Origin of the sequence: Leptospira saintgironsiae, assembly GCF_002811765.1 — a bacterium.
Taxonomy (GTDB): domain Bacteria; phylum Spirochaetota; class Leptospiria; order Leptospirales; family Leptospiraceae; genus Leptospira_B; species Leptospira_B saintgironsiae.
Genome location: NZ_NPDR01000003.1, coordinates 178,871 through 201,724 on the forward strand (window position 1 = coordinate 178,871; position 22,854 = coordinate 201,724).

Consider the following 22,854-nt stretch of genomic DNA (forward strand, 5'->3'; position numbering starts at 1 on the left):
TTTGTTTAGAAGTATTATCCTTCTTCTTTTCATTTTGAGTCTATTCTCTTGCGAAAAGGAAAAAAGTTCTGATCCTTCTTTTTCCCTGAATCTGTCCGGGAAAAAAGGGGGAGTTCCAGTCCGTATCGAATGGATCTATAAAGGTTTTCCTGGAGAGATGAAAATTTATGAACTGGCTTCTCAGAGGCCGGTTCAACTCTGGGATACAAATACTGTTTCAGATCTGAACTTAGCACCAGTTTCTAGTTTGATAGAAGATTCAAAATTAGTTTTGGGTCCTGGAGAAACTCGTAAGTTTGCTTTAGTATTTAAGAATGAAACAAAGGAGAAACTTTATTTCTTCGCGGCCCCTCATTCAGTCAATCCGCCTGAATTCGGTTTTGGTTTTAAATTTAAATGCCTTTGCGTGAACCATTTATTCCAAGTGGAAGCTGGTTCTGTTTGGTATAGAATTGTAGAAATTCGCACAATGCCTAACTGGGCGAGTGATCCATTTCAGATCACTCATACTTTAGTGAGAGTGGATCCAAGCCAGGCAAAAGAATGGAGTAAGTCAGGAGCACATTCCCATTCAGATGAATGAGATGTTCTATTGCTGAGTTTGAGGTGTCCCAGCAGGATCTGGTTTTACACAAACCAAAACCTTATTTTCCAGAAAACATTCAGTTTCTGTTCCATCTTTTTTGGTATAAGGTCCTGGATTAGAATTGCTGGAGTCTGTAAATTCGGTTACTAAAACACTTCCGTCTGTGAATGTAACTTTGCCAGATCCTTTAATAATACCTTTTGCAAAATTTCCTCGGATCACAGTTCCGTTGGAGTAGAAATACATTCCATCTCCTTCTTTCAGATCGTTTACATAAATTCCTTCGAACTTGTCTCCGTTTTTGTAAACGAATTTGCCTTTACCTTCTCTCATTCCGCTACTGAATCCACCAGTGTATATATCTCCTGTAGAATATACATATGTGCCAGTTCCGTTATCACAGTTGCCTGATTCGCAACGACCATCTTCGCTCTCTTGGTCTGGATTCATAGATCTGTTAGAAGCAGAATTTGAACCTTCTGATCTGGACGAGCTTGCGCTGGCATTATTGGAAGATTCGGAAGAATCCTTTGTTTCCGCGGAAGAACAGTTGAATATTATAAAAAATGCGAAAATGGAAATCAGAGAACCTGTGAAAATTCGAGCCATAGTAAAATTTTTGACCCTAAACTTAGTTTCGTCAATTAAGATTTCATTGTAATAATTCTCTGACTGGCATCCCCTGGCGGTTGATAAAGTCGGGGAGTTTGTTTTTGATCCCTAAAAACACCAGATAATAGATCTTACGCAAAATCGGATGAAATAGGATTTTGTCGCGTAACCTATATCGGCTTCTATTTCTCAGAAATAATTTCAGTATAAATCCTAAAAACCGGGAAGGTTTGGACTTGGATGCCTGGAATTGGAAGCGGAAAGTTTTAGGATATTTCTTATGATATTCTTTTGCGAGTCTTTTGGATTCCGCTAACAATGCAGGGTTTTCGGAATAGAGTAATTTTCTTGCGTTTAGAATGAGCCGAAATGTCTTTTTTTGAAATTGGTAATCGTAAGAAAGATCCAGTTTTTCAGAGATCTTTTTCATACGAGAAAGTTTGGAGAATGCTTCTTCTCCTAATTGTAAGGACTCATTTGGGTTTGGATTTAAAAAAGAATATAGTGACCTGAAAGGATCAGAGACTGTGATCTTGTCCCAGGTTATATGAAGAATGGGAGGGATACGAACACGGTGCATATAAAAACTTTGTCTGGCAAATCCAGGATCGTATAAAAGATTTAAGATCAATTCTTCGCTTAATTTTAAAAATTCCAAAAATAGATCCGAGTTCTTTTTGCCGTAAAATTTAAGAAGTATATCTTCTAAACTTTTTTCAGGTTTTGTGAATAACTGAACAGAGACGAATGTATTCAATTCATTCCAATAAGAAGAACGTTTTAAAAAAGTGATATTCTTGAAAGAGGACCAGCCCCCAGTTTGTGTCCAAACACTGATCCCAGCAATATTGGCTTTTCCTAAAAGTTCTGATCTGTATTTTTCATACATCCAACCTATAAAGCTTGGATATTCTCCGAAACCTTCGTATTCTCTTCTGGCTTGTAATTCTAAAAGTTTAGGTTTATCATCTTCGAAAAATAATGGATTGATAGGAAGATATCTAAAGAAGTCGCCTTCTCCATATTTTAAGGAAATAATTAGGGATTTGCTTCGTATATCTTGGAATACTTTACGATATGTTTTTGGATTCCAGATTAGATCTCCTATTTCGTAGGCCCCTAATGTCCAGGTCCTAAATATTAATGTTTTATTATATTTTTCGAAAACAGGTAGGATTTCCTTCAAGAATGAGTTCGCTGATTTAGGAGTTTTAAGCAGAAGTTTACTTCTGAAATCTCCAGTAACATCCACTCCATCTGATTCGCCGATCCTAAGAACTATTCCCGAAATTTCTGTAAAACTGGAAAATAGGTCTTCTAAAGACTCTTCAAAAAGTTGGATGATCTTATCCAGGTTTCCATTTGTATGTTCTATGATTGAATCATTGATGGAGAAAAAATCTGAGGTGATAAATACTTTTAGATCTTGAGATGAAGCGATCTTAAATAGTTTTTTATATTTTTTACGATAAGATGAGATCTTACGTTTTAGATCTTCTGGGTAAAAATCTCTTTCGGAAAGATAACATAACTCATCCAGACTAACTGCATTAAATCCTAGTTTAGAAATTCTTTTAGTATATCTGTAAAAAGATTCTCTGACTCTTTTATGTTTTTTCTTGGAGGGAAGGGAAGACTTCTCCAAATGGGCCAAAGGTGCCTTGGACCAATTTTGATGTTTTTCTTTGGATTCCAGAAAGAAGGGAGCAGATCCGTCTACAAGAGCAAACATCTTCTATTCCGTTTTTTTTCTGTATCTAAATGATTCGAGGGCAGCAGCAAATAAGATCATCGCTCCTCCTATAAATTCTTCCTTTCTGGGAACCTCATGTAAGATTGCCCAAGCAAGAATTGCGGAATATACAGGCTGCACAGTGGATAATAATCCTGCGGTTTTGACCTTCATCTTGAATACAGATTTGATATAGAATGTATGACCTACCGCAGTAAAGAATACTCCTAAAAGAATGACTAGTCCCCAATCCTTTGGAGTGACGAATAGATCTTCGAATAATAAGACAGGGCTTAAAACAAAACAAGTAACCGCAGTTTGGTGGAACATCACTTGTGTGGATCCATGACCTGAAAGATATTTTTTTGTAAGAATATTTCTGAATGCCATTGCCCAGGAAGAAGAAAGGCCGAGTCCCACTCCCAGAAGGTATTTGTTCTCTAGATCAAAACTTGGGACGAGTATCCACATTCCAAACAAAACAAGAACTGCAAGTCCAAGATCCAGACTTCTGATCTTAGAAGGAAAAAATAAAGGTTCGAGTAGCACAGTCCAGACTGGATGAGTGAATAAAGTGAGTACTGCAACTGCGATAGTCGCTTCCTGTGCTGATGCAAAAAAAGTAACCCAGTGAAACGCTAAAAGTAATCCTAATGAAAAGGAGATCCAATTTTCTTTTTTGCTTGGAAAGAAGAATGGTCTTTTTCTCAACCAAAGAACGAAAGCTAATAGACTCGCCGCGAATAATGTTCTTCCCCAGGTGATAAGAGAAGGTGAGTAAGAGAGGACCTGTGCGAACAATACGTTTCCACTAATCAAAATTTGGGAAACTTGGAATTCAAGATAGGTTCTAAGTCTGTTTTCCTGCATCTGGCAGGACTAATTTCAGATGCCTATTTGGAACGGAAAGGAAAACCTTTTGCTCAATCGACGATTTTTATGATTTGTAATAATCAAAAAAAGAAGAAGGACCCGGGCCTTTGCCCGAATCCTCATACCAAAAAAGAATATAATCTTTAAGCCGCTACTAGGGCTTCCTCTTTACCCAAACGATTCCCTCTGAAAATACTTCCGAAATCATTAAATCTGATCCCGTAACGTTTCATTGCAGGGTGAACGAAAGGTGCCACCGCTTGTCTGAGATAAAAAGGCTGATTTACTACGAAATGATGAATTCCATGAGTGCTTCCAAAATTAAAACAGAATAGATGAAGAGGGAATAAGAACCAACGATTCAACACTTGCGTTTGCTCATGAAGTCCTTTTACATCTCCATAATAATGCATATTAGAAGAAACAACTTGGATACTTGTTTGTCTGATCCAATTTGGAATTGTATAAACCACTGCTGAAATATTCAAGAAATGGCGGACAGTATCCAACCAAGCAGGGATCTCTATAGGTTTACCCAATAATTCATTTCCAATATAGAAAAGATTAATGAATAAGAAATTATACCATAGATGAAAATAGATCACGAGATACGGCCAACTGGAGCGAGTGATCTCACTTCTTTTAAATTTAGGAGCTTCTCTGCGTAATATATGTGATTGGAATAAGAAAGACATATTTCCGTCCATCATGGTGATAAAACGTTTTAATCCGAATTTCATTCCGTTCCCGATCAAACGTTCCTCTATATCCTCTTTATGACCGGATACTTTATGATGAAGAGTGTGGATCATTCTTCTATACCAAGGACTTACTGTGTTTCCACGAAAGATCCAAACCATCCAAAACATGAAGTTTTGGATCTTTAGATTATCCTTATAATATAAATTATGAATTAAGTCGTGTTCAACTTCGTGAAGAATGGAGGCAAGAATCCCGTTTGCAACGATACAAGCCCAAGCAGGAATGATCCCGGCGATATAAAGTCCCGCAAATAAGATCATACCTGCGGCGGAACCTAAGGTAATCGCAAGACCTAATTGATCTTGGTGTTTTAGGAATTCGAATTTACCACGTAATTTTTTGTCCCTGAATCGGATCCATTTCATGATCTTCTTACTTTTTTCTTTTTGGGACAATCTAGTATAAAGTTTGGTTGGAATCTGGACGGTCGGTCTTTCTGCAATGGCGATCATCGGTTTCCTCCGTATTTGTTTTCGGTTATCTATATCTTACGGAAATTTTTGAAATGAGTCGTCTCAATTGATCGAATGCAACTATAGATTTGGTCCCAATCTATAAATTTTTACTGATCTTTCTTAGGAGCGCGTGATTAGTTTGGAGCCAAACAGATTAGCTTCCTCTGAATTCGGAAGGAGTTTTACCTGTGTGTTTTTGGAATGCTCTGTGAAATGAGGACTTGGTTGCAAATCCAACTTCGAATGCTATATCCAAGATAGATCTATCAGGTTCTTTTTGTAGAAGTTCGCATGCTTCCTTGATCCTATAATCATTCACAAACGCGGAGAAGTTTTTTCCAAGCTCCTGATTGATCAGTTCTGAAACCTGATGAGTTGAAAGTGCGAGTTCGTCTGCAAGATCTGCAAGTCCCAACTTTTCATCTCTGTATAATTTTTCCTTTTCCATAAGCTGAGTAAGGCTGTCCCTAAGTGCGTGTCTGTTCACTCCAGAGAGAAGGGAACGTGCATATTTTTGCCTGGTAGCTTGGCTTACTTCTTGGAGCACTTGGAAGAATGCTGGCCGTTTATGCCCGATTAGATAGGCGAGGCAAAGGCTAATCCCCATCATTGAGGAGCATGCGAGAAGAAAGATAGGCGACTTGCTAGACAAATAAACCGCACCGAACCCAAGATTCACGAATGTTGCAATTACCATGAATGCAAGTATTCTTGCGGTCCATTCTTCTTGTAGTACCTCCCACCGAAGTAGGTCAGAACTTCCTTTTAGTATGAGTAAAATATAAAAAACCAAGATTAGAATTGGAGAAGAAAGTAGGATCTCCCCCTCATTCCATCCAGTTACCTTCAAGAAGACCGAGATCTTTTCTAAGATCCATTCCCCGGGAAGAAGGAACACTGCCAGGAAATATACAACCCAGACAAGACCAGGCAGAAGAAAATGTTTCTTTTCTACTCCTAAATACGAGACTTCTTCTGAGTCTCTGTCCTGGCTTACACTATGAATTCCGAATAGAATAGGGCCAACGGATGCAATAAGAGGGAATTGGATAAGAGAAATCCTGGGAAATTCTAAGTATAACCCGGAAACTAATAGTAAAAAGCTACCTTGTATCAGGCCTAATATTAGGAAAATCAGGGCCAAAAGCCTGTTTAGAGCTGATTTATTCTCCATAACAAGCTGCCCGAGAGACATTAGAATTCCAAGTGCAGTCCCGAATTGGGTGCTCGCCCAAAGGACCTGAAACCAAATCCCTGAATTGTAGTAACTAAGACTTCCCATTGCATCTGGAGGCATGGCAGGGAGAATGAAAAAAACTGAGAGAGTTGTCAAGAATTCCCTTAACGATTTGGAGCCATTCATACTGAGATGAATTTTGTAGTACCTTCTATAATTTAGAACGAAATCTAGAATAAATTATATAAAACAGTCGTTCTTTTTAATATATCTCCCAAGTGACAGAAGAGTAGTTTCGTTTTTTGTAATATAGTTTTTATTCGAATGGACAAAATCGAAGTCTCAAAAGATAGATTGAGACCTCCAATCGAAAAATGCTATATTGAATAACAATTGTTATTTTAAAATAAACAAAAATCACCCGGAAACTTTTTATAGAGTCTCGCTTATTTTTTTTCAAATGCGCCGGAAATATAAGCCTGATATAAGCCCGCTTTATGTAGCGATCGCTATGCTGTGCACACTTGGAAAGAAACTGTTAGGATAAGCTAATAGATATGAATATAAAGAAAGCACACATTCTTTTCTTGCTGTGTTTGGCTCTGGGGATGGGCTGTCAGGCAGGTGGAGATAAATCAAACGCGGATACTTTTTACGATAACGTAGATTATAAAGGAATTCGCCTTTTTAATTTGTTCGATGATTATCCTTCCATCAAATCAGGTTTTCAAAGTTTAGAACCTATTCACTTTAACCTTAAACTAGAGTCTTCCATGACTATTCCTTATAGAGAGGATATCGTGGGATTCTTAAGAGTTTCCGGAGATCTTCTTCTTAAGCCGGAAGCTCATGTGCGTCAGTCTCTTATAAGAGTTCATTCTCTTTTAGATCGTATAGAGAAAGCACCTAATAACGCATTCGATACTCTTCAACCTTGGCTAGAAGCATTACGCACGTATCGTAGACCTGTACTTCGAAATATGGCACCTCTTAGCCAAACTGCTTTGAAGTATATGTATACAAATTATTCCAAAGAAACTATGGAGACCAAGTTCAAAGAGGTTTCCGCAGTATTAAAAGATCCTGAAATTAAGATCCTTTTTGTGGAATTGGAAGATGTATTAGATAAAGCAATCAATCGAAACGCGAATGCAAAACAAGCGATCGTAGGTCTTTTACAAGGTATGGTAGATCCTTCTCTCATCTCTGATAGAGTGATGAAGGAAAAAATGATCCAGATCATTTCTGCTTTAGGAAAATCTTTCCGTCAGAGAGCGGGCTTTAGTGATGCCAAGTCTTCTGAAACTGTTCTGAAAAACCTGGTAGTTAATTTAGAAAAATTTTATACTGTAGGCGGTTCTGTTTATTCTGATCCGGCTTTTGCAGATTATAGAGATGCTACTTATCCTACTGAATTCGCTACCGTACTAAGTGAATCCTTCCGTTATCTGAGACCAATGCTTGGAAGAGGAGGGAATTACACTGCGGATCCTAACGTTATTCTTTCCTTAGAGATGGCTAAAAATTTCGCCAAGTTCGACTTCTCCTCTGGAGTAACTGGTGTGGATCATTCTCTAAGAGAATTGATCCGTATGGATGCTGCCGGTTTGGATAGAGCAGATCCTGCAAATATTACAAGTAGCCCAATCACTGCTTTAGAATCCTTGATGTTCATCCTGACCTTATCCGATACTTTTGGATTCCGTTGGGAAAATCCTGCTGATACTTCTATGATGAGATTAGAGCCTAACGGTTCTGGTAACGGCGGTCCTATGACTGGCGGTGTTCTCACTGTAGGAGATAGTATCTATTCTATGAAATCTGCGATGACCGGTAATATCGGTATCAAGGCTTTCATGAACCAAAGCTCTAACGACGCTGCGGTGTTCAAAAATGGAGATGCAAGCACTCCGACTGCACTTTCTATCGGGATCAATACTCCAACTTTGACCTTATTGGAAGCTCCGGATCCAACTATTATCCCTGCTGCGAACGACCCTGTTTATACTAAAACAATTCCATTCATTATGAAATTGATCCGCACAGTTCTGATCTCAGGCGGTGGGCCTTATTATAATAAGAACCGAGTGGATTCCAATGGGAATGTTCTGACTTTGGATGGAAAAATTTATAAAGATTCCAATGGTGTGGACCTGATCTACAAGGAATCTTGGAATACTTCTGAATACAGAGTGAAGGTATCGAATACCGCTAGTGGTTCTTGTAGCGGGGGCACTATCTGCAAATGGGTAGGCCCAGGTGGAAGAGAGACAAACGCAGTTGTTGCAAACAATTCTTTTACACCTGTTGCATCAGGACAGAACGCCTCCGGTGCAAAAGGTTGGAGTATTCCTGTTTGGGAAATTCCAAAGGACAATACGACTGAAAGAGCAGTGAATACAGACGAGGAAGCAATTTATAAGAACTTCCAGTGGCTTCTTCATGAAAAACGTATGGTGGCTGTGATCCCACTTCGCGCTTCTTTGGGTGCAGGGGTTCCTTACAAAATGGCTGCCTTTGTTACTCTGATCGCTAACGGTATGACTGGTCTTATGAATGCAAGACCAGTTCTGAAAGACGGATCTGCATGTGCGGATCGTGTGAATGCGATCTGGAAAATCAAAAATACTTTCTTAAAACCAGGATGTGCAAGTTCTACTCAACCGAATTTCAGACAACCAGGTGTTCCGGTTCTTCAAGAGAATTATTCTGATATTCCTGGGGACAGTATGTTCTATCTGGAAGCTTGGGACTACGGAACCAGCGGCGCGAGTTCCTTAACTTTCAATAGCTTAGGAGATGCATCCGTTTACAGTATTTTCTATCCTGATCCTGATAATTCTTATGGAGTAATTCCTCAAGTAATCGCAGCTAACTTTGCGGTGATGGAAAGACTTTCTTTCCTAACTCCGGATAAGGTTCTTCCTTCCGGACCAAATGTGGCTGTTTATGGAAAATCAGTTGAGGATGCTTGGGGACAGAGAAACAGACTTCTTCCTTTAATACTTTCTCTTGCATGGACATTGGATGACCAATCAAGTCCAAGCTTAAACAAAAATCCATTCCAGATCCTGACTGGACTTAGTGCGGCTCTTACCAGACCACTTCTTGCAAGGATCACAGATCCTGAGCCTAATAGTGGCGGAAGAACAATTGATGTAGTTAAAATAGTAAACTCTGACTCAAGTGTAAGAAGTAACTCTGCAACTGAATCTGAATATTTCTTTAGATATCTGGATCCAGTTTCAAGTAAACCGGTTCGTTCTCCACTTTCTATCTTAGCTGAAAATGAAAGAAGATACCAAGATGGACTTTTGAATCTGATGTCCAGAACGGACCTTCTATCCACATTCGTACAAATGCTCGCTGAAATGGGAAAACCTGAAAGAGCAAGTGGCGCGCTTCTTACATTCCAATCCATTGCGGATTTGATCGGAGAGATAAAACTCGCGAACGAAAGTCCTACAGCAGTTCAATTTAACTTAGAAGCATATTTGGGAGAAGTTAGAGATATGCTTGCGGCATTCCCTGACGCTCGTGTTGCAAATATTTATGACCCTGAATGGGATAGGTTAGGGAATTGGGCAGTCCGTTTAAGAGATTATTTCGATCCTGATTCTGTTTATAGCCTGATTCCTACCTTGGATTTTTCCATGGATATGATCATAGATAATATTCCTACAAACACTCAGTTGGTAGCAATTGCAGATCTTTTGGGTGGAATCACTCGTGATCAGACAAGCACTCAGGATTATTTAATTACGAATTTATTAAGCGTAGATACGGCCGACTTGGCAAAAGTCTCCGCTCCTTATGGAAGAAGCACCGTAGGAGTGTTGATGGGTATCGTTAAGACAGGTGAATTCTACTCTTACTTAGAAGCGGATATGAGAAGTCCGTATTCACTCAAATCCATATTCAAAGACGCTAAAAAACTTTTGATGTCTGATATGATACAAACACAAAGAGAAGACGAAAGCTCACTGATCTATACGGCAGGAGTGTTGATGGGTATATTTGCGGATCTTGCTTCTACGGGTAAAAAACAATTCCCGGACGGATTCGTATTCTATGACAGATTTAACGAAGATGAAAACTCGGACACCTATTGGGATAGGTTCGTTACGGTATTCACCCGGTGAGAATAATGAAGAGAATTTTTTTGGGAAAAATAAGTCGAGGGCTGGAAATGAATCTGAAAAATATAAAAGTTTCTAATGTCGATAAGGGAATCAAACTCGCGATCCTTTCTATTTTGTGGGCAGGTGTCTTAGGATGTAGCCCCGAAAAAATGAAAGGATTTGCAATGTCGGATATTTTCGACATAGGATTCTTTTCAGGAGGAAGAGTATTCGATGCAAATCCGAATCTTCAACCTCCATACAATAGCGTAGACAACAGCACTGCTGTACTACCTGTTGATTTCGGTTCTACCAGTCCTCAAGCTACTTTATTTATTAACTCTACTGAGAACGTAGACAGATATAAAGAGTTGGAAATTCGTTTTTCCCACCCAATGAATAAGACTACAGTAGAGCAGAACTTTACTATCTCTGGCACTACTGGAAATCTTTCAGGGCCGAATCCTGGTGGAGAATTCTACTGGATGAGTGGTCAGAAACTTCGTTTCAATCCTTATAGAGAATTAAAACCAGCTGAATCTTATACAATTACAATCACTCCGGATGCGGCGACAATCGGTGGAGTGGCTCTGGAAAATTATACAATTACTTTCAGAACCGGATTGGATTATAGCCTTACAAATAAGATCACCCAAGGAAGCCAATATACTCTGAACGGAACGAATGATATGACATTCGATCAGTCAGCAGCTTTGACAGTGGCTTCTACTTATGTAAGCCCAGTGGTAGGAGAGAATTATATCCAATCAGTTATTTTGAAGAAGATTGGCGCCACTAATTCCCAAGATATTTGTACCACTCCTCCATGTTCTATGAGTGCTACTATTTCTCTGAACTTAAACACTTCTCAAGTTCCTCCTACTGTTGGTGGGAATACCTACTATTATGAAATAGCTACAACAAACGGAAAAACTTTCCGTAAGTATTTCAGTTTTAATTACGGTAAGCTGGAGAACGCGAATGGTGTTCTTCCTTACGTAGCAAATGGTGTAATGGACGAAGCACAAATGCTTCCGTTCTTAGGAAAAGCCATCCAGAAATATACAACAGGCGCTTTCAAAGTTAAGGATGCAAACGGAACACCTCGTACCTTCCAAGAATTCTTATTAGGAATGCCTGATTTCCCTAAGAAAAAGTTTTTCGAAAATGGAGCTTGGACAATCGGCGAAGCTTGTATGAGACAAGATGCTAAAATGTCTGGGGATGCGAACGTCGCAGCATTTAAAGATTTCGATTATATTCCTGTGTTCGGAGCTAAATCTGGCGGCGCTGGAAGAGGGTATTGTTGGGTAAGACACCCTGACTGCGTTACGGATAACGGACCGCCTTATCACCCTAAAAAAAGAGCAAGCGGTGTAGATAGAGACCAATGGTGGACTATTTATAATAATAATAATTGTGGTCAAAACCAGAATAACGCGAATTACCCTCAGGCTTGTAAGAACTTATTCCATTGGGGTGAGGCGGCTTGGAGTCTTTGCCATTATCCTACCGACGTGAAGTCCTATAAGAACGGTGGATATACTTCTACAGTATTCTCCGCATTTGGTAGACCGGAAGGAGATATCGGATCAGCGGGAGAAGACTTATTAGATTGTGCATTCCCTGCATGTTTCTTCGATTCTTATCATATTGAAAAAATCGCTCCGGGACCATTTTCTAAATATAGCGCTATCTTAAACGTAGCTTCCGGTGGAATTGCAGACGGAAGTGCTGCGATCACATTGGACGTATATGTAACTGACATGAGGCTTCCTAAGTTCGTTCGTTGTGGATCCAATAATGCTACTCATGGTTGTGCTGCAGGAACTGGAACCCAATTAGGAAACGTTGTTGCAGACTTAAAAGTTAACCCTGGTTCCGGGGCGGTTACGCCAGGACTAGGTTTGGATCTAAAATCCAGATACACGGAAGTGGATCTTTTAGTAGTATCTCGTTTCGAAGACTGGTATGGAGCATTTAACGGACCTGGAGCTCTACTCGTGTTCAGAACAACTGCTAAGTTGAACTGGGATCCTGCGGTAGAAGGAACTTTAAATCCAGCAGGTTATGATTGGAATAATGTGCAACTTTCCAAACCTCGTTTGGCTTTAGCTCGTACTCGTAATAATATGACTGTGACTTCTGACGGTTTGATCAATATGACTGTTAAGACTCCTTTCACAGTAAATGACGATTACTTCCCTGATAACCCTAGCATTGCACAGATACTCTCGAATTCGAATAATTTCTTCATTCGCCCATGGGCAAACCCACTGCATATGTCTTTAGCAGGTTTATATCCTGGGGAAGATACTTCAGACTTCATGTATACAGAGCCAATGACTTATATTCATGGTAGTGAAGGTTTCAATACAATCATCGAAGCTCTCGTAGGCCGAGCAGAGTTGAGCAATATGGCGAATTTAACTGTGGATCAAGTAAAGCAGATCATTACACAGTATATGCTTAGGGATATCGTACAAAGGATCGCTCCTAACGTTCTTAACTCTGTAATTGCTGACTTAAGAGATACTGGAGTTACTATCACTTTACCAAGTTATCTTCCTGCTCCTCTTGGAAACTTCCCATTAACAGTGAAGTTTAAATTGAATACTGATGCAGCGATCAAACATGATGGAACTAATAAGGGTCTTGTGACTTCTTTGGATTTCGCATTCACAAGCGGTTATAATCCTCCAGCCGGACTCAGAACCCAATCTGGAAAAACTGGAATGGTTACCACCAGAACTTGGACTGCTGCTAATCCACCTCCTTCTACTTATCAGTTCAGCCAGTCCGCTGCGAACCCTGGATTCTTGATCTCAATGCATACTGATACAATTTCTCAGGCTGCATTCCATTTATGGCAGAGAAGGGGATTGGATATCGTTCTGAATAAGGCATTCATCGATGGAATGAACGCTTTTGCTGGTGCGGATCCTTTATTCGCTCTGACCACCTCTTTCTTAAAAGCTTCTCCTTTGGTTACAATCCTTGTGCCTGGAAGAAACAAATTGCAAGGTCTGAATGGTTCCAACGCGATTGCACCTCCAGTAAAATCTTTTGATGATATTGATATGGTGATGTCCCCGATCCATGCACCTAACGTGAAGTTTAAACCAATGACTTCCGCTGGAGTGCCTAAGATGAGATTGTATTTTACTGAAATGCAATTACAGATCATTGCTAAGAAACCGACTTCTTGCACTGGTCTTGTTGATGAAGAGCTTACAGAATGCCAAGCAGATACAAGAGCGAATGGTTACCAACAAACTTTGGGAACAGTTAGGATCAGCTTTGCTGCAGATGCAGACTTCCGTTTCAAAATGTTCTCTAACCCGACCAATAATCCTGCGTTTGCTAACTTAAACGCACTTCAGGTAATCCTAGATCCAATCAATAACTTGGATTATTCTGTAGAAGTTTTGGAGGGACAGACTTACAATCCTTTTGGTTTGGATCCTGATGGTATTAAATCAGTAATCTCTCCGTTAGTCACCACTTTGGTAATTCCTATGGTAAACAGTATTATGAAAGAAATTCCAATGCCTCCAGATATCACTTTCCCTAAATTGATCAACCCTGCAGGAACTCAATCCTGTGCGATCAGTGCGAAGAGTGATAAGGTACAATTCTTCACCTTGACTACTCCTCAAGTTGCAGATCCGTACCTGTTAGGAGGAATGAGATTTGTAGGACAAGCTGTAACAGATCCTGCATCTCTGATTGTCTGCCCTTAAACACTCCTAGCTATTTCGAAAAACTAGATTTCGAAATGACCGAAAGGCTTAAAAACCCTTTCGGTTTTTTTTTAAGGAACTTATTGGATAACTAAATTAGAAAAAGCTTATGAGTGAGTCTTCACTCAATTAGGATTGTGTAATTTTGATTTTCTTTTGCTACAGTTTCGCAAAAGTTTTTGTTCGGATCACTGTCGAACATCATTCGTTATTTCATAACGATCGTTAGAACGTGCTATATAATTTTATAAAAATGAAAAGGAAACTCATTCAAATACTTGCATTTAAAAATAGTGAGCATTTAGTCACATTTTTTGTCCCGTTTTCATAAATGGGTTGCAGGAATCCGAATAAGATAGGAAACGAAAAGTGGATATGACGTATTATCAGCTTTCATGTTATTTGGTCGTGACTGTATTAGTATACCGTACGATTCATAATTTAGTTTTATATTTTAGAAATCGGAAACAGTCATACCTTCTATATTTCGCCTTGCTTCAAGTTGCGTATGGCGCTTACTTATTTTGTTTTATCCAAACCATCAATGTTGAAAATCCTGAAAAGGCTTTACCCTGGGAAAGAGTGGAGAATGCGACAGCGGTAGTATTTGCCACGTTTATCGCGCTCTTTGTGAATAATTATAAAAAACTTTTTAGCAGGGATTTCATTCTGCTATACGTGTTCATGAACTTGATCCTTGTAGGGATACTATTGCAGGATCCAAACGCTTATACAATGAGCGTTGCTCACCCGAAACATTTTCCTTCTTTAGGCATAGTTATCTACGAAACAGACCAGCCTACTATCATGCAGTTTATCTTCCTTTCCAGTATTCTGATGATCATATGGACTGTAATGAAGGTAATGGGTCAGGTCCGTAAGAATCGATTTAGGAACCATTTCCTATTTTACGGATTGGTATTATTCTTCGCGAGTTTGATAGCGGATATCTTGGTAGCGAGTGATATAATCGGTATTCCTTATACTTCTCATTTTAGCTTTTTGATCCTTATGTTCTGTGTGGACAGCTTCCTCACAGTGAATAAGTCCGAAAGAGAAGTCAGGATGGAATTCAAGGAATCAGTTTCCAAATGGCTTACTAAGCCGGAAGCTTCTTCTTTTGGATCACAAGTTAAGAACATAAGCGAAGAAGGTTCCGAATCTAAACTTAATAAAGAGAAGGGCCGTAATCCTAAAAAGTTAAGTGTTAGAGCACTTGGTCCATTAGAATTGGATCTGGATGGGAAGAAGATCCCAGCAGCAGAATATTCCAGTAAGAAAAAACTTCTTAAACTTATTAAACTACTATTAGTTCGTTTTGGCAAAGGTATTCATAAAGAGGAATTATTAGAAAATCTCTGGCCTGGAATGTCTGAGAAAAATGCTCTAAATAGTTTGCATGCTCTACTTTTCCGTCTTCGTAAAATATTAGGAAATCCAGAAGCAGTTGTATTCGCAGAGGATAGATTATTCTTCCATCCCGATCTGGTAGAAGCTGACTTTGTTGAATTCGAGAAAAGATATGAGACTGCAGGTAAACTTCTTCGTAACAAAAAAGAAGAAGAAGCGGTGCAATCTTATAGAGAAGCACAAGAACTATATACAGGAGACTTTTTCGAATTCGATCTGTATTTCCCGGAATCAGAACTAAAGCGGGAATATCTACGCAAGAACCTGATCGAAATTTATAGAATTCTATGTGAATACGCTCAGAAAGGCGGAGATTCAAATTCTCTACTTTCTGATTCTGAAAGCTGGATCCGTTTGGATGATCTGGACGAAAGAGCTTGGAGATTTCATTTCGAGTCATTACAATCTCTTGATCGTAAGAATGAAGCTCTACGCAAATTCGAAGATATGAAGAAGATCCTTAAAAAAGAATTAGGCGTGGAACCTGACCAAGAGACAGTTTCGTTGATAGAAAAGATCCGTGTTACTTCTCCAGTGAGCTGATTGTTTTAGGAACACTGCACTATAAAATAAAACACTCATTAGAAAAAAAATATTGGACGAAGTAAATCCCTTCTGTACGTTCTTCCAGAATCCCCCAAATTCTAAGTAAAAAATAACCCTCGAAATAAAATGAATAAACGAATCCTTTTTTTTGTAACGATTGTTACAATTACCCTGGCAAACTGTTCCATCGTATATAGAGTTACTGGCAAAACTTTAAATTCTTATGCCCAAGACCATTTGGTCCCTCATTACCTTGCTTCCGACGATTTGGATGCGATTTGTACCGGAGGAACTGCACTCGGACCATTGGTGGCTTCTTTTGAAAGAACTGGAGCATCTGTGGAATTGGCTACTATGGTAGCGCAAATGGGTGCGGGGATGTGTGCTGAAAGACAAGCACAGGAAGCAGAACTTTTATATATCGCAGCAGTTCGTAAAGGTAAGGGAGAAGAAGCTCTAGATAACCAAGCTAGACAAATCCGTTATCATGGGATCGCAGCAAAAAGATACGGGGATGCACATAGTAGATTCCTTCAATACTTCGGAGAATGGAATGGAAAATGTCCTTCTATCAGTGAAGACGAAGAGTTATATTATTTAGTAGGACTTTCTTCTGGATTACTCGCAATCCTTCACGATTTTGCTTCTCAAGGATATGCAGGGATCACTCGCGATGTGCCAAGCGTAGTTGCTGGCGGATCAAAATGTTTAGATTCCAAAAAATGGTGGGGAGCCCCTCTTGCATTGGAAGCTGTAGTTTGGCTTTCCGTTCCAGGCGCAACTCCTGAAGGAAAAGATGCTAATAAACAAATGGAAGAAGCTGTCAAACAGGGCGACCAGGCAGGTGTTCGTTTAGCTCGCGCATTCCAGATCCAAGCCGCTGCCGGAAAGGGTGATGTGGAGAAGATCAAAAAACTTATATTAGAACATTCTAAAGTTCTAAGCCAAATCCCTGCTAAGAAAGAATATCGTTTCTTGGAAGCATTTGCGGAAAATTTATCACGTCATGAATCTGATAAAATTTGGATGAAAGAAACTGGGCATAGAGGACCGATTTATTTCTCCTCTTTCCCGGGAAAAAAGAAAAACAATAAAGAAGAAGACGATCTGTTAAAAGATCTTTGAGCGGGTTCTTGGGTGGAAAACGAAAAAAAAGGGACCTTATTAAGGAGAAAAAACTATATGAAGAAGTTTCTCATTCTATCGGTAATCATTCTCGGGACTTGGATGTCCGTAGGTGTGGGAGCAGCGGAGACGGTGGATCGATCCATGTGTGTATTCGATCCTTCCGGCGCACACGGAGACGTGTTTAAAGCGGCACAAAGATACCAAGCACAAGCTTTAACATGGGGAATCCGTCTGGATCTAAAAGCTTATACAGACGAAGTGGTCGCAAACTCCGACTTCAAAGCCGGAAAATGTAATATGGCATTCTTAACTTCTCTTAGAGTAAGAAGTTATGTGCATGAATCAGGATCCATCGAAGCGATCGGTGCATTGCCAAGTTATGACCTTCTCCGCAAAACAATCGAAGCATTATCAAATCCTAAAGTAAGAGAATTAAATACAGACGGTGACTACGAGACCATGGCTATGTTCCCTGGTGGCGCAGTTTATCTTTTATTAAGAGATAAGAACTTGAAAGATATCAAGGACCTAGCTGGAAGAAAGATCGCTACTTTAACTTATGACCAAGCTGCGACTACTATGGTGGATATTGTTGGAGCTTCTATGGTTCCGGCAGAGATCGCTACTTTTGCAGGTATTTTCAATAATGGTAGAGCGGATGCTTGTTATTCTCCTGCTATCGGGATCAAACCTTTGGAGCTGATGAAAGGGATTTCCCCGAATGGTGGAATTGTTCGTTTTCCAATCGGACAATTAACTTTCCAAATCGTAGCTCGTCATAAGGATTTTGCAGAAGGTTTTGGAAATACTTCCAGAGCTTGGGCAGCAACTCAGTTTGACGCTATGCTTTCTCTTACCAAAAAGGCAGAGCAAGAAATCCCAGCTAAGTTTTGGATAGAAGTTCCTAAAGATCTTCAAAAGAACTATTTCGAAAAATTTAGAGAAGTAAGGATCAGGCTGAGAGACAAAAAAGTATATCATCCTACCATTCTGAAACTAATGAAAAGGGTTCGTTGCAGCGCGGATAAAGAAGCCGCAGAGTGCGCGGATAACCTGGAATAATTTCTAAAACTAACACAAAAAAGGCGGGAAAAATCTTTCCCGCTACTCTTATATCAATCAATCGCAGATTCCAGAGGATATTCTATGTGGAGAAAAATCGTTTCCTGGGCGGTATTATTCTTTTTATTCGTACCCCTTGTTCAAAGTGGAAGCCAGTTAGTTCAGGCTAGGTTATTAGGCTTAGGCGGCAGTATTTGGCCGAACTATGCTATGATCCGAAATGTTTGTATCGCTGATCCGAATGCGGAAACAGATACAAAAGCAGAAGTCAGCCAAGCGGATATGGACGCTTTGGATGACATAGGTCTTGGAGATACTTCAGGCGGGAAAAATGTAGGAGTTCCAACAGGACCTACGGAAACTCAATTGGAGTTAGAGAAGCTTGCAGGCTCTCTTACTACAGGACAGAAATTATACTGTGGATTTGAACGTAGGCTTTCCTGGCTTACTATCTCAGCCATAGATTATATTCCTATGACTATGGTGTTCTTGCTTATTGTAGCTGGAACTGTTTCAACAACCAGAAGATATCATATTGCTCTTCGAAACCCTGAAAACTCAAAAGAGGAAAAGATTACTGAATGGAGCCAGATCATCGCGAATACGATCATCATGGTTTCTGCAGCATTCATGTATCCTCTTCAAAAAGGAGTAGAAGCTCAGATCCAAGTTCTTTGGGTTTTGGGACTTATACTTTTGGCAGGATTAAATTTTTATAATTTATTAAATCCTGTATTCAAAAATGGGGAAGGGAAACAAAATACCAAACTTTCCAATGCATTATTATGCGTTCCTTTATATGCTTGGATGGCGCTTATTTGCGGATTGTACTTCTTTATTTTAGAAAAACATCCGGCAGGGCTTGCGATCTATCTTCAAAAATTGACCGCACATGCTCAACTTTATATTCAGATCGGTCTTTATGTTTGGACTGGAATTCTTTTAAGAGATACTTCTCTCGGAAAAAGATTTTTCGATCTTCTGAACCCATGGAAACTTCCTTCTGAATTATTGGCGGTGATCATCGTTGTTGTTGCTGCTCTTCCTACTGCTTATAGCGGTGCTTCCGGGATCGTGGTTTTAGCATTAGGAGCTACTATCTTCAAGGAATTGAGAAGGGCAGGTGCAAGCCAAGAGAGAGCGCTTGCTGCGACTGCTATGTCAGGAAGTTTAGGAGTGGTTCTTCCTCCATGTTTACTCGTTGTGATTGTTGCTTCTTTGAACTTAGAAGTGACTACTGACGAATTATTCCATTGGGGTTGGAGAGTGTTTGCACTTTCTTCTACTTTATTCTTGATAGTCAGTTGGTTTAGCAGAACTGAATCTTGGAAGATCAGACCAGAACAAGATGCATTCAAAAAGTCTTTACTGGCATTCAAATCTTTCTCAGTTTATTTAGTGATCTCTATTGCAATCGTTCTTACGATCGTTCTTGCACTTGGAACCCATTTTGATGAAAGAACAGCACCTTATATCTTGCCGATCGCGATGCTGGCACTTCTATTCATAGATTATAAAATTTCCAAAAAAGAAAAACTGGAAAAGGGAGAAACTCATAACGAAGAAGTGGAACTTTCCAGAACTTCTTATGATGCAGGCTCACATTTAGGGGCACTTCTTCTTTTAATGGGATTGTCTGCTTGTATGGGAGGGGTTTTTGAAAGATCAGAAGTGATCAATCTATTCCCGACTCAATTGGGATCTCCAATGTCTGCGATGTTGATCTTAACATTTGCACTCGTGATCATTGGAATGCTGATGGATCCTTACGGGGCTGTGATCTTAGTTTCAGTAACTTTGTATCCGATTGCTAAGGCAAACGGGATCCATCCTTTGAATTTCTGGATGACCGCGCTTGTTTCATTCGAGTTAGGTTATTTGACTCCTCCAGTCGCGCTCAATCACTTGTTAACCAAACACGTAGTGAGAGATCTGTTAATCGAGGATAAAAGTTTAGAAGGAAAAGGTTTCTTCGCAAGACATGAACATATCGTAATTCCGATTATTGTTCTGACTCTGACCTTGCTTGTGACCGCTTTCGGGCCAATCCTGTATTCTAAATACGCAGGGTAAAGACCGAGAACAATTTCGCACAGAGATCACTGAGGGCTTATGTATCCGATGTAGGATGTCCTACATCGGATAATTCTAAAGGAATTCATTTGGAATAAGAACTGCAATGGAAGTTCACTTTCTCCTTGTCCTCTGTGAACTTCGTACGAAATTTCCTACTATTGATCACTTCTTCTTTTTTTTCTTACCTTTAGTCTTAGGGAATTCCAGTTTTGCTCCCGAGAAATTTCCCTTAGCAAATTGTTTTTTCTTGGTTTCTATCCAAGGTAAAACCCAAACCAATTCTTCTGCCAGAGCAAATAAGTTTTCGTTAATATCTACGAGTTCCTCAATTACTAAGAAGTAGGCAACGCTGGATTTTAATTTGCTATCTCCTTTTCGGATCCGTTTCATTTGATTTTTGTAAATACGGACTTTGATATCGGAGAGTTCTTTTACTTTTTTGCTAGATCTTGCCTTTTCGACTAAACCTGGGACCTTATCAGATTGTGCCAGAAGTTCAAAAAGATCTTCTGCAAGTTTGCGTAATTCTTTTAGATCTTCTCTTTCGTCTTTTGTGAGTCCTGTTTGGAAACGATCTATCTTTTCGGAAGTGTTCCTGTGAATATTTGCAAGATTCTCTGCGATACGATCTATATAACCGAGTGCATTTGTGAATGGATGAATGGATTGGAAATCTGACTCATCAAAATGTCTATCTACGAGACTTAAAAAACCGGAGATAGAAGATTCATAGTTTTTCTTCAGGTTCTTTAATATTTTAGAAGCCTGTTTAAAGTCCTTCTTCTTTCCTCCAATATAACCGGAAGAAAGTGTATTCATCGCCTTCTTCTCTAATAACAAATTTCCTAATAAAGAAGATAACGATTTGGAAAGTGCCTTTTCTGGGTGTTTGGTGAGAAGGAGAAGTTTTTCCAGATTCTCATCATATTCTGCCTTTCTTTTCTTATGGATTCGATTGAATGCAAGAACCAAGAAAAATGTGAATATTAAAACTACTACTACTGCTGCGAATCCGAAGTAATAGAATAGAGCTGCGATAAATCCACCTGTGAAAGAAGCGAATATCGCAGTCATAAACCATCCGCCTACAACTGTTAAAACTCCGCTTACACGATTGACTGCGTTTTCTTTCTGCCAGGCTCCATCTGCGAGCGAGGTTCCCATCGCTACCATGAAGGTTACGAATGTAGTAGAAAGAGGAAGTTTTTCGATGGTTCCAACAAGGATGAGTGCGGATGCAATGAGTATGTTTACGGAGGCTCTTAATAGATCGAATGCATCACTTTCATGCAAACGAACTAATTCCAAGGTCCCAGTTTGTTTAAATCTGGAAGCGATCCAATTTCGGAGGAAAGAAGGCAGAAATCTTTTAATAGGGTAATAGATCCCAACTGCGATTTGGACGAATACTCTTGCGACCAAACTGGATTGATATGCTTCTACAGTTTCTCCTTGAGAGCCTAAACTTACTTCAGTTCTGGTTACAGTTTCTGCTTTCTTGGATTTGAATAACGCGATGATCATGATGAGGGCGGCACCAATCAGAAGTCTATTGTCTGTAAGAACTTCTTTTCCTAAGCCAGACGCCATCGTATTTGCATCCCAGTTGGCCGCTTTGATCAATTCATGTGTTTGTAAACTTGCGATAGGAACTCCTATAAAGTTCACTAAATCATTACTTGCGAATGCCATTGCAAGTGCTGCAGTTCCGAATAATACGACGATCTTCAGAACATTTATTTTAGATAAGATCAGTATCTGGAATAGAATAGAAAATCCTATAAAACTTAAGGCAAGAATTGTCTTAAAATTGGTTTGGATCCAAGCTAATACGTCTTTGCTTAAGAAAGTGGACCCTTTCATTGCAGTAAGAAGGATGAAGAAGATCACAACCGTAACTGCGAGTCCTGAAAAAATTCCACCGAACCATTTCATTGTTTTTTCTAAACGGAAACTGAAGATCAATCGGAAGAAGAACATCAATATCAGTCCTGCAAAGAATGCGAGTATCACTGATAATGCGATCCCGAATATGATCTTTAAGGCGGATTCTGAGTTAATGATCTTAAATGCATCGTTTAATGTGTCAGCTTTTAGAATTGCAAGGACCAAAGAGGCGCCCAATAATTCGAAAACCAAAGACACAGTGGTGGAAGTGGGAAGTCCTAATGTATTGTATAAGTCCAAGAGGATGATATCGGAGACCATCACCGCCAAAAATAAGAACATTAACTCTGCTAGGCTGAAAAATTCAGGATGAAAAATCCCTTTTCTTGCAACTTCCATCATTCCGCTGGAGCTTAATGCCCCGAGCATGATACCGAATGCAGAAACGATGAGGATGATTTTTCTGGAAGCTGCTCTAGATCCGACTGCTGAATTTGTAAAGTTCACTGCGTCATTGGAAACCCCGACGAGTAAGTCCATTACCCCGAGAACAGCCATGACTGCTACTATGATTAGGAAGATATCCATATTCTTATTTCCTGGAATTATTGGAGAAAGAACACCCAGGCAGGGTGATTTGGGTAGTATTTAAGGCAAAGTAGGAGCCTCAACCTAAATTTCCGC

At 39.6% G+C, this 22,854-nt stretch carries 13 protein-coding genes; 7 read left to right on the plus strand and 6 right to left on the minus strand.

The features are described from left to right. Position 1: 1 nt before the first annotated feature. Positions 2-583, plus strand: a complete 582-nt coding sequence (gene lsa20, locus CH362_RS08430) for an LIC11469 family lipoprotein adhesin Lsa20 (protein WP_100709923.1) — start codon at positions 2-4, stop codon at positions 581-583. A gap of 6 nt (positions 584-589) precedes the next feature. On the opposite strand, the gene CH362_RS08435 is transcribed toward lsa20, so the two are convergent. The 5 genes from CH362_RS08435 to CH362_RS08460 all read right to left on the minus strand — a co-directional run bounded on the left by CH362_RS08435 (position 590) and on the right by CH362_RS08460 (position 6,317). Beyond that, complete coding sequence (locus tag CH362_RS08435) at positions 590-1,195, minus strand: MORN repeat-containing protein (protein ID WP_100709924.1); 606 nt, start codon at positions 1,193-1,195, stop codon at positions 590-592. Positions 1,196-1,238: 43 nt separating this feature from the next. Then, the gene (locus CH362_RS08440) at positions 1,239-2,930 is read right to left on the minus strand and encodes a glycosyl hydrolase family 67 (protein WP_100709925.1); all 1,692 of its coding nucleotides are present in this window, start codon (positions 2,928-2,930) and stop codon (positions 1,239-1,241) included. Positions 2,931-2,933: 3 nt separating this feature from the next. After that, a complete protein-coding gene (locus CH362_RS08445; RefSeq protein WP_100709926.1) occupies positions 2,934-3,800 on the minus strand; it encodes a DMT family transporter in 867 nt (288 codons plus the stop codon). 146 nt (positions 3,801-3,946) lie between these two features. Next, positions 3,947-5,017 carry a fatty acid desaturase gene (locus CH362_RS08455; protein WP_100709928.1) on the minus strand — a complete coding sequence of 357 codons (1,071 nt, stop codon included), beginning with the start codon at positions 5,015-5,017 and terminating at the stop codon, positions 3,947-3,949. 157 nt (positions 5,018-5,174) lie between these two features. Continuing rightward, a complete protein-coding gene (locus CH362_RS08460; RefSeq protein ID WP_100710239.1) occupies positions 5,175-6,317 on the minus strand; it encodes an AraC family transcriptional regulator in 1,143 nt (380 codons plus the stop codon). A gap of 437 nt (positions 6,318-6,754) precedes the next feature. Here CH362_RS08460 and CH362_RS08465 point away from each other — a divergent pair, with 437 nt between their 5' ends. From CH362_RS08465 to CH362_RS08490, 6 genes are all read left to right on the plus strand, one after another. Then, on the plus strand, positions 6,755-10,339 hold the full coding sequence (locus CH362_RS08465) for a hypothetical protein (protein WP_100709929.1): 3,585 nt from the start codon (positions 6,755-6,757) through the stop codon (positions 10,337-10,339). Positions 10,340-10,344: 5 nt separating this feature from the next. Further along, positions 10,345-14,061: an Ig-like domain-containing domain gene (locus CH362_RS08470; RefSeq protein ID WP_100709930.1), complete on the plus strand. Its 3,717-nt coding sequence runs from the start codon at positions 10,345-10,347 to the stop codon at positions 14,059-14,061. 375 nt (positions 14,062-14,436) lie between these two features. Next, on the plus strand, positions 14,437-16,014 hold the full coding sequence (locus tag CH362_RS08475) for a BTAD domain-containing putative transcriptional regulator (protein ID WP_100709931.1): 1,578 nt from the start codon (positions 14,437-14,439) through the stop codon (positions 16,012-16,014). Between the two features lie 129 nt (positions 16,015-16,143). Continuing rightward, a complete protein-coding gene (locus tag CH362_RS08480; RefSeq protein WP_100709932.1) occupies positions 16,144-17,142 on the plus strand; it encodes a hypothetical protein in 999 nt (332 codons plus the stop codon). A gap of 57 nt (positions 17,143-17,199) precedes the next feature. Next, positions 17,200-18,207 carry a putative solute-binding protein gene (locus CH362_RS08485; protein ID WP_100710240.1) on the plus strand — a complete coding sequence of 336 codons (1,008 nt, stop codon included), beginning with the start codon at positions 17,200-17,202 and terminating at the stop codon, positions 18,205-18,207. An 84-nt stretch (positions 18,208-18,291) separates the two neighbouring features. Beyond that, the gene (locus CH362_RS08490) at positions 18,292-20,280 is read left to right on the plus strand and encodes a TRAP transporter large permease subunit (protein ID WP_100709933.1); all 1,989 of its coding nucleotides are present in this window, start codon (positions 18,292-18,294) and stop codon (positions 20,278-20,280) included. Between the two features lie 165 nt (positions 20,281-20,445). Here CH362_RS08490 and CH362_RS08495 read toward each other — a convergent pair whose 3' ends face one another. Beyond that, the gene (locus CH362_RS08495) at positions 20,446-22,758 is read right to left on the minus strand and encodes an inorganic phosphate transporter (RefSeq protein ID WP_100709934.1); all 2,313 of its coding nucleotides are present in this window, start codon (positions 22,756-22,758) and stop codon (positions 20,446-20,448) included. Between the last annotated feature and the right edge of the window lie 96 nt (positions 22,759-22,854).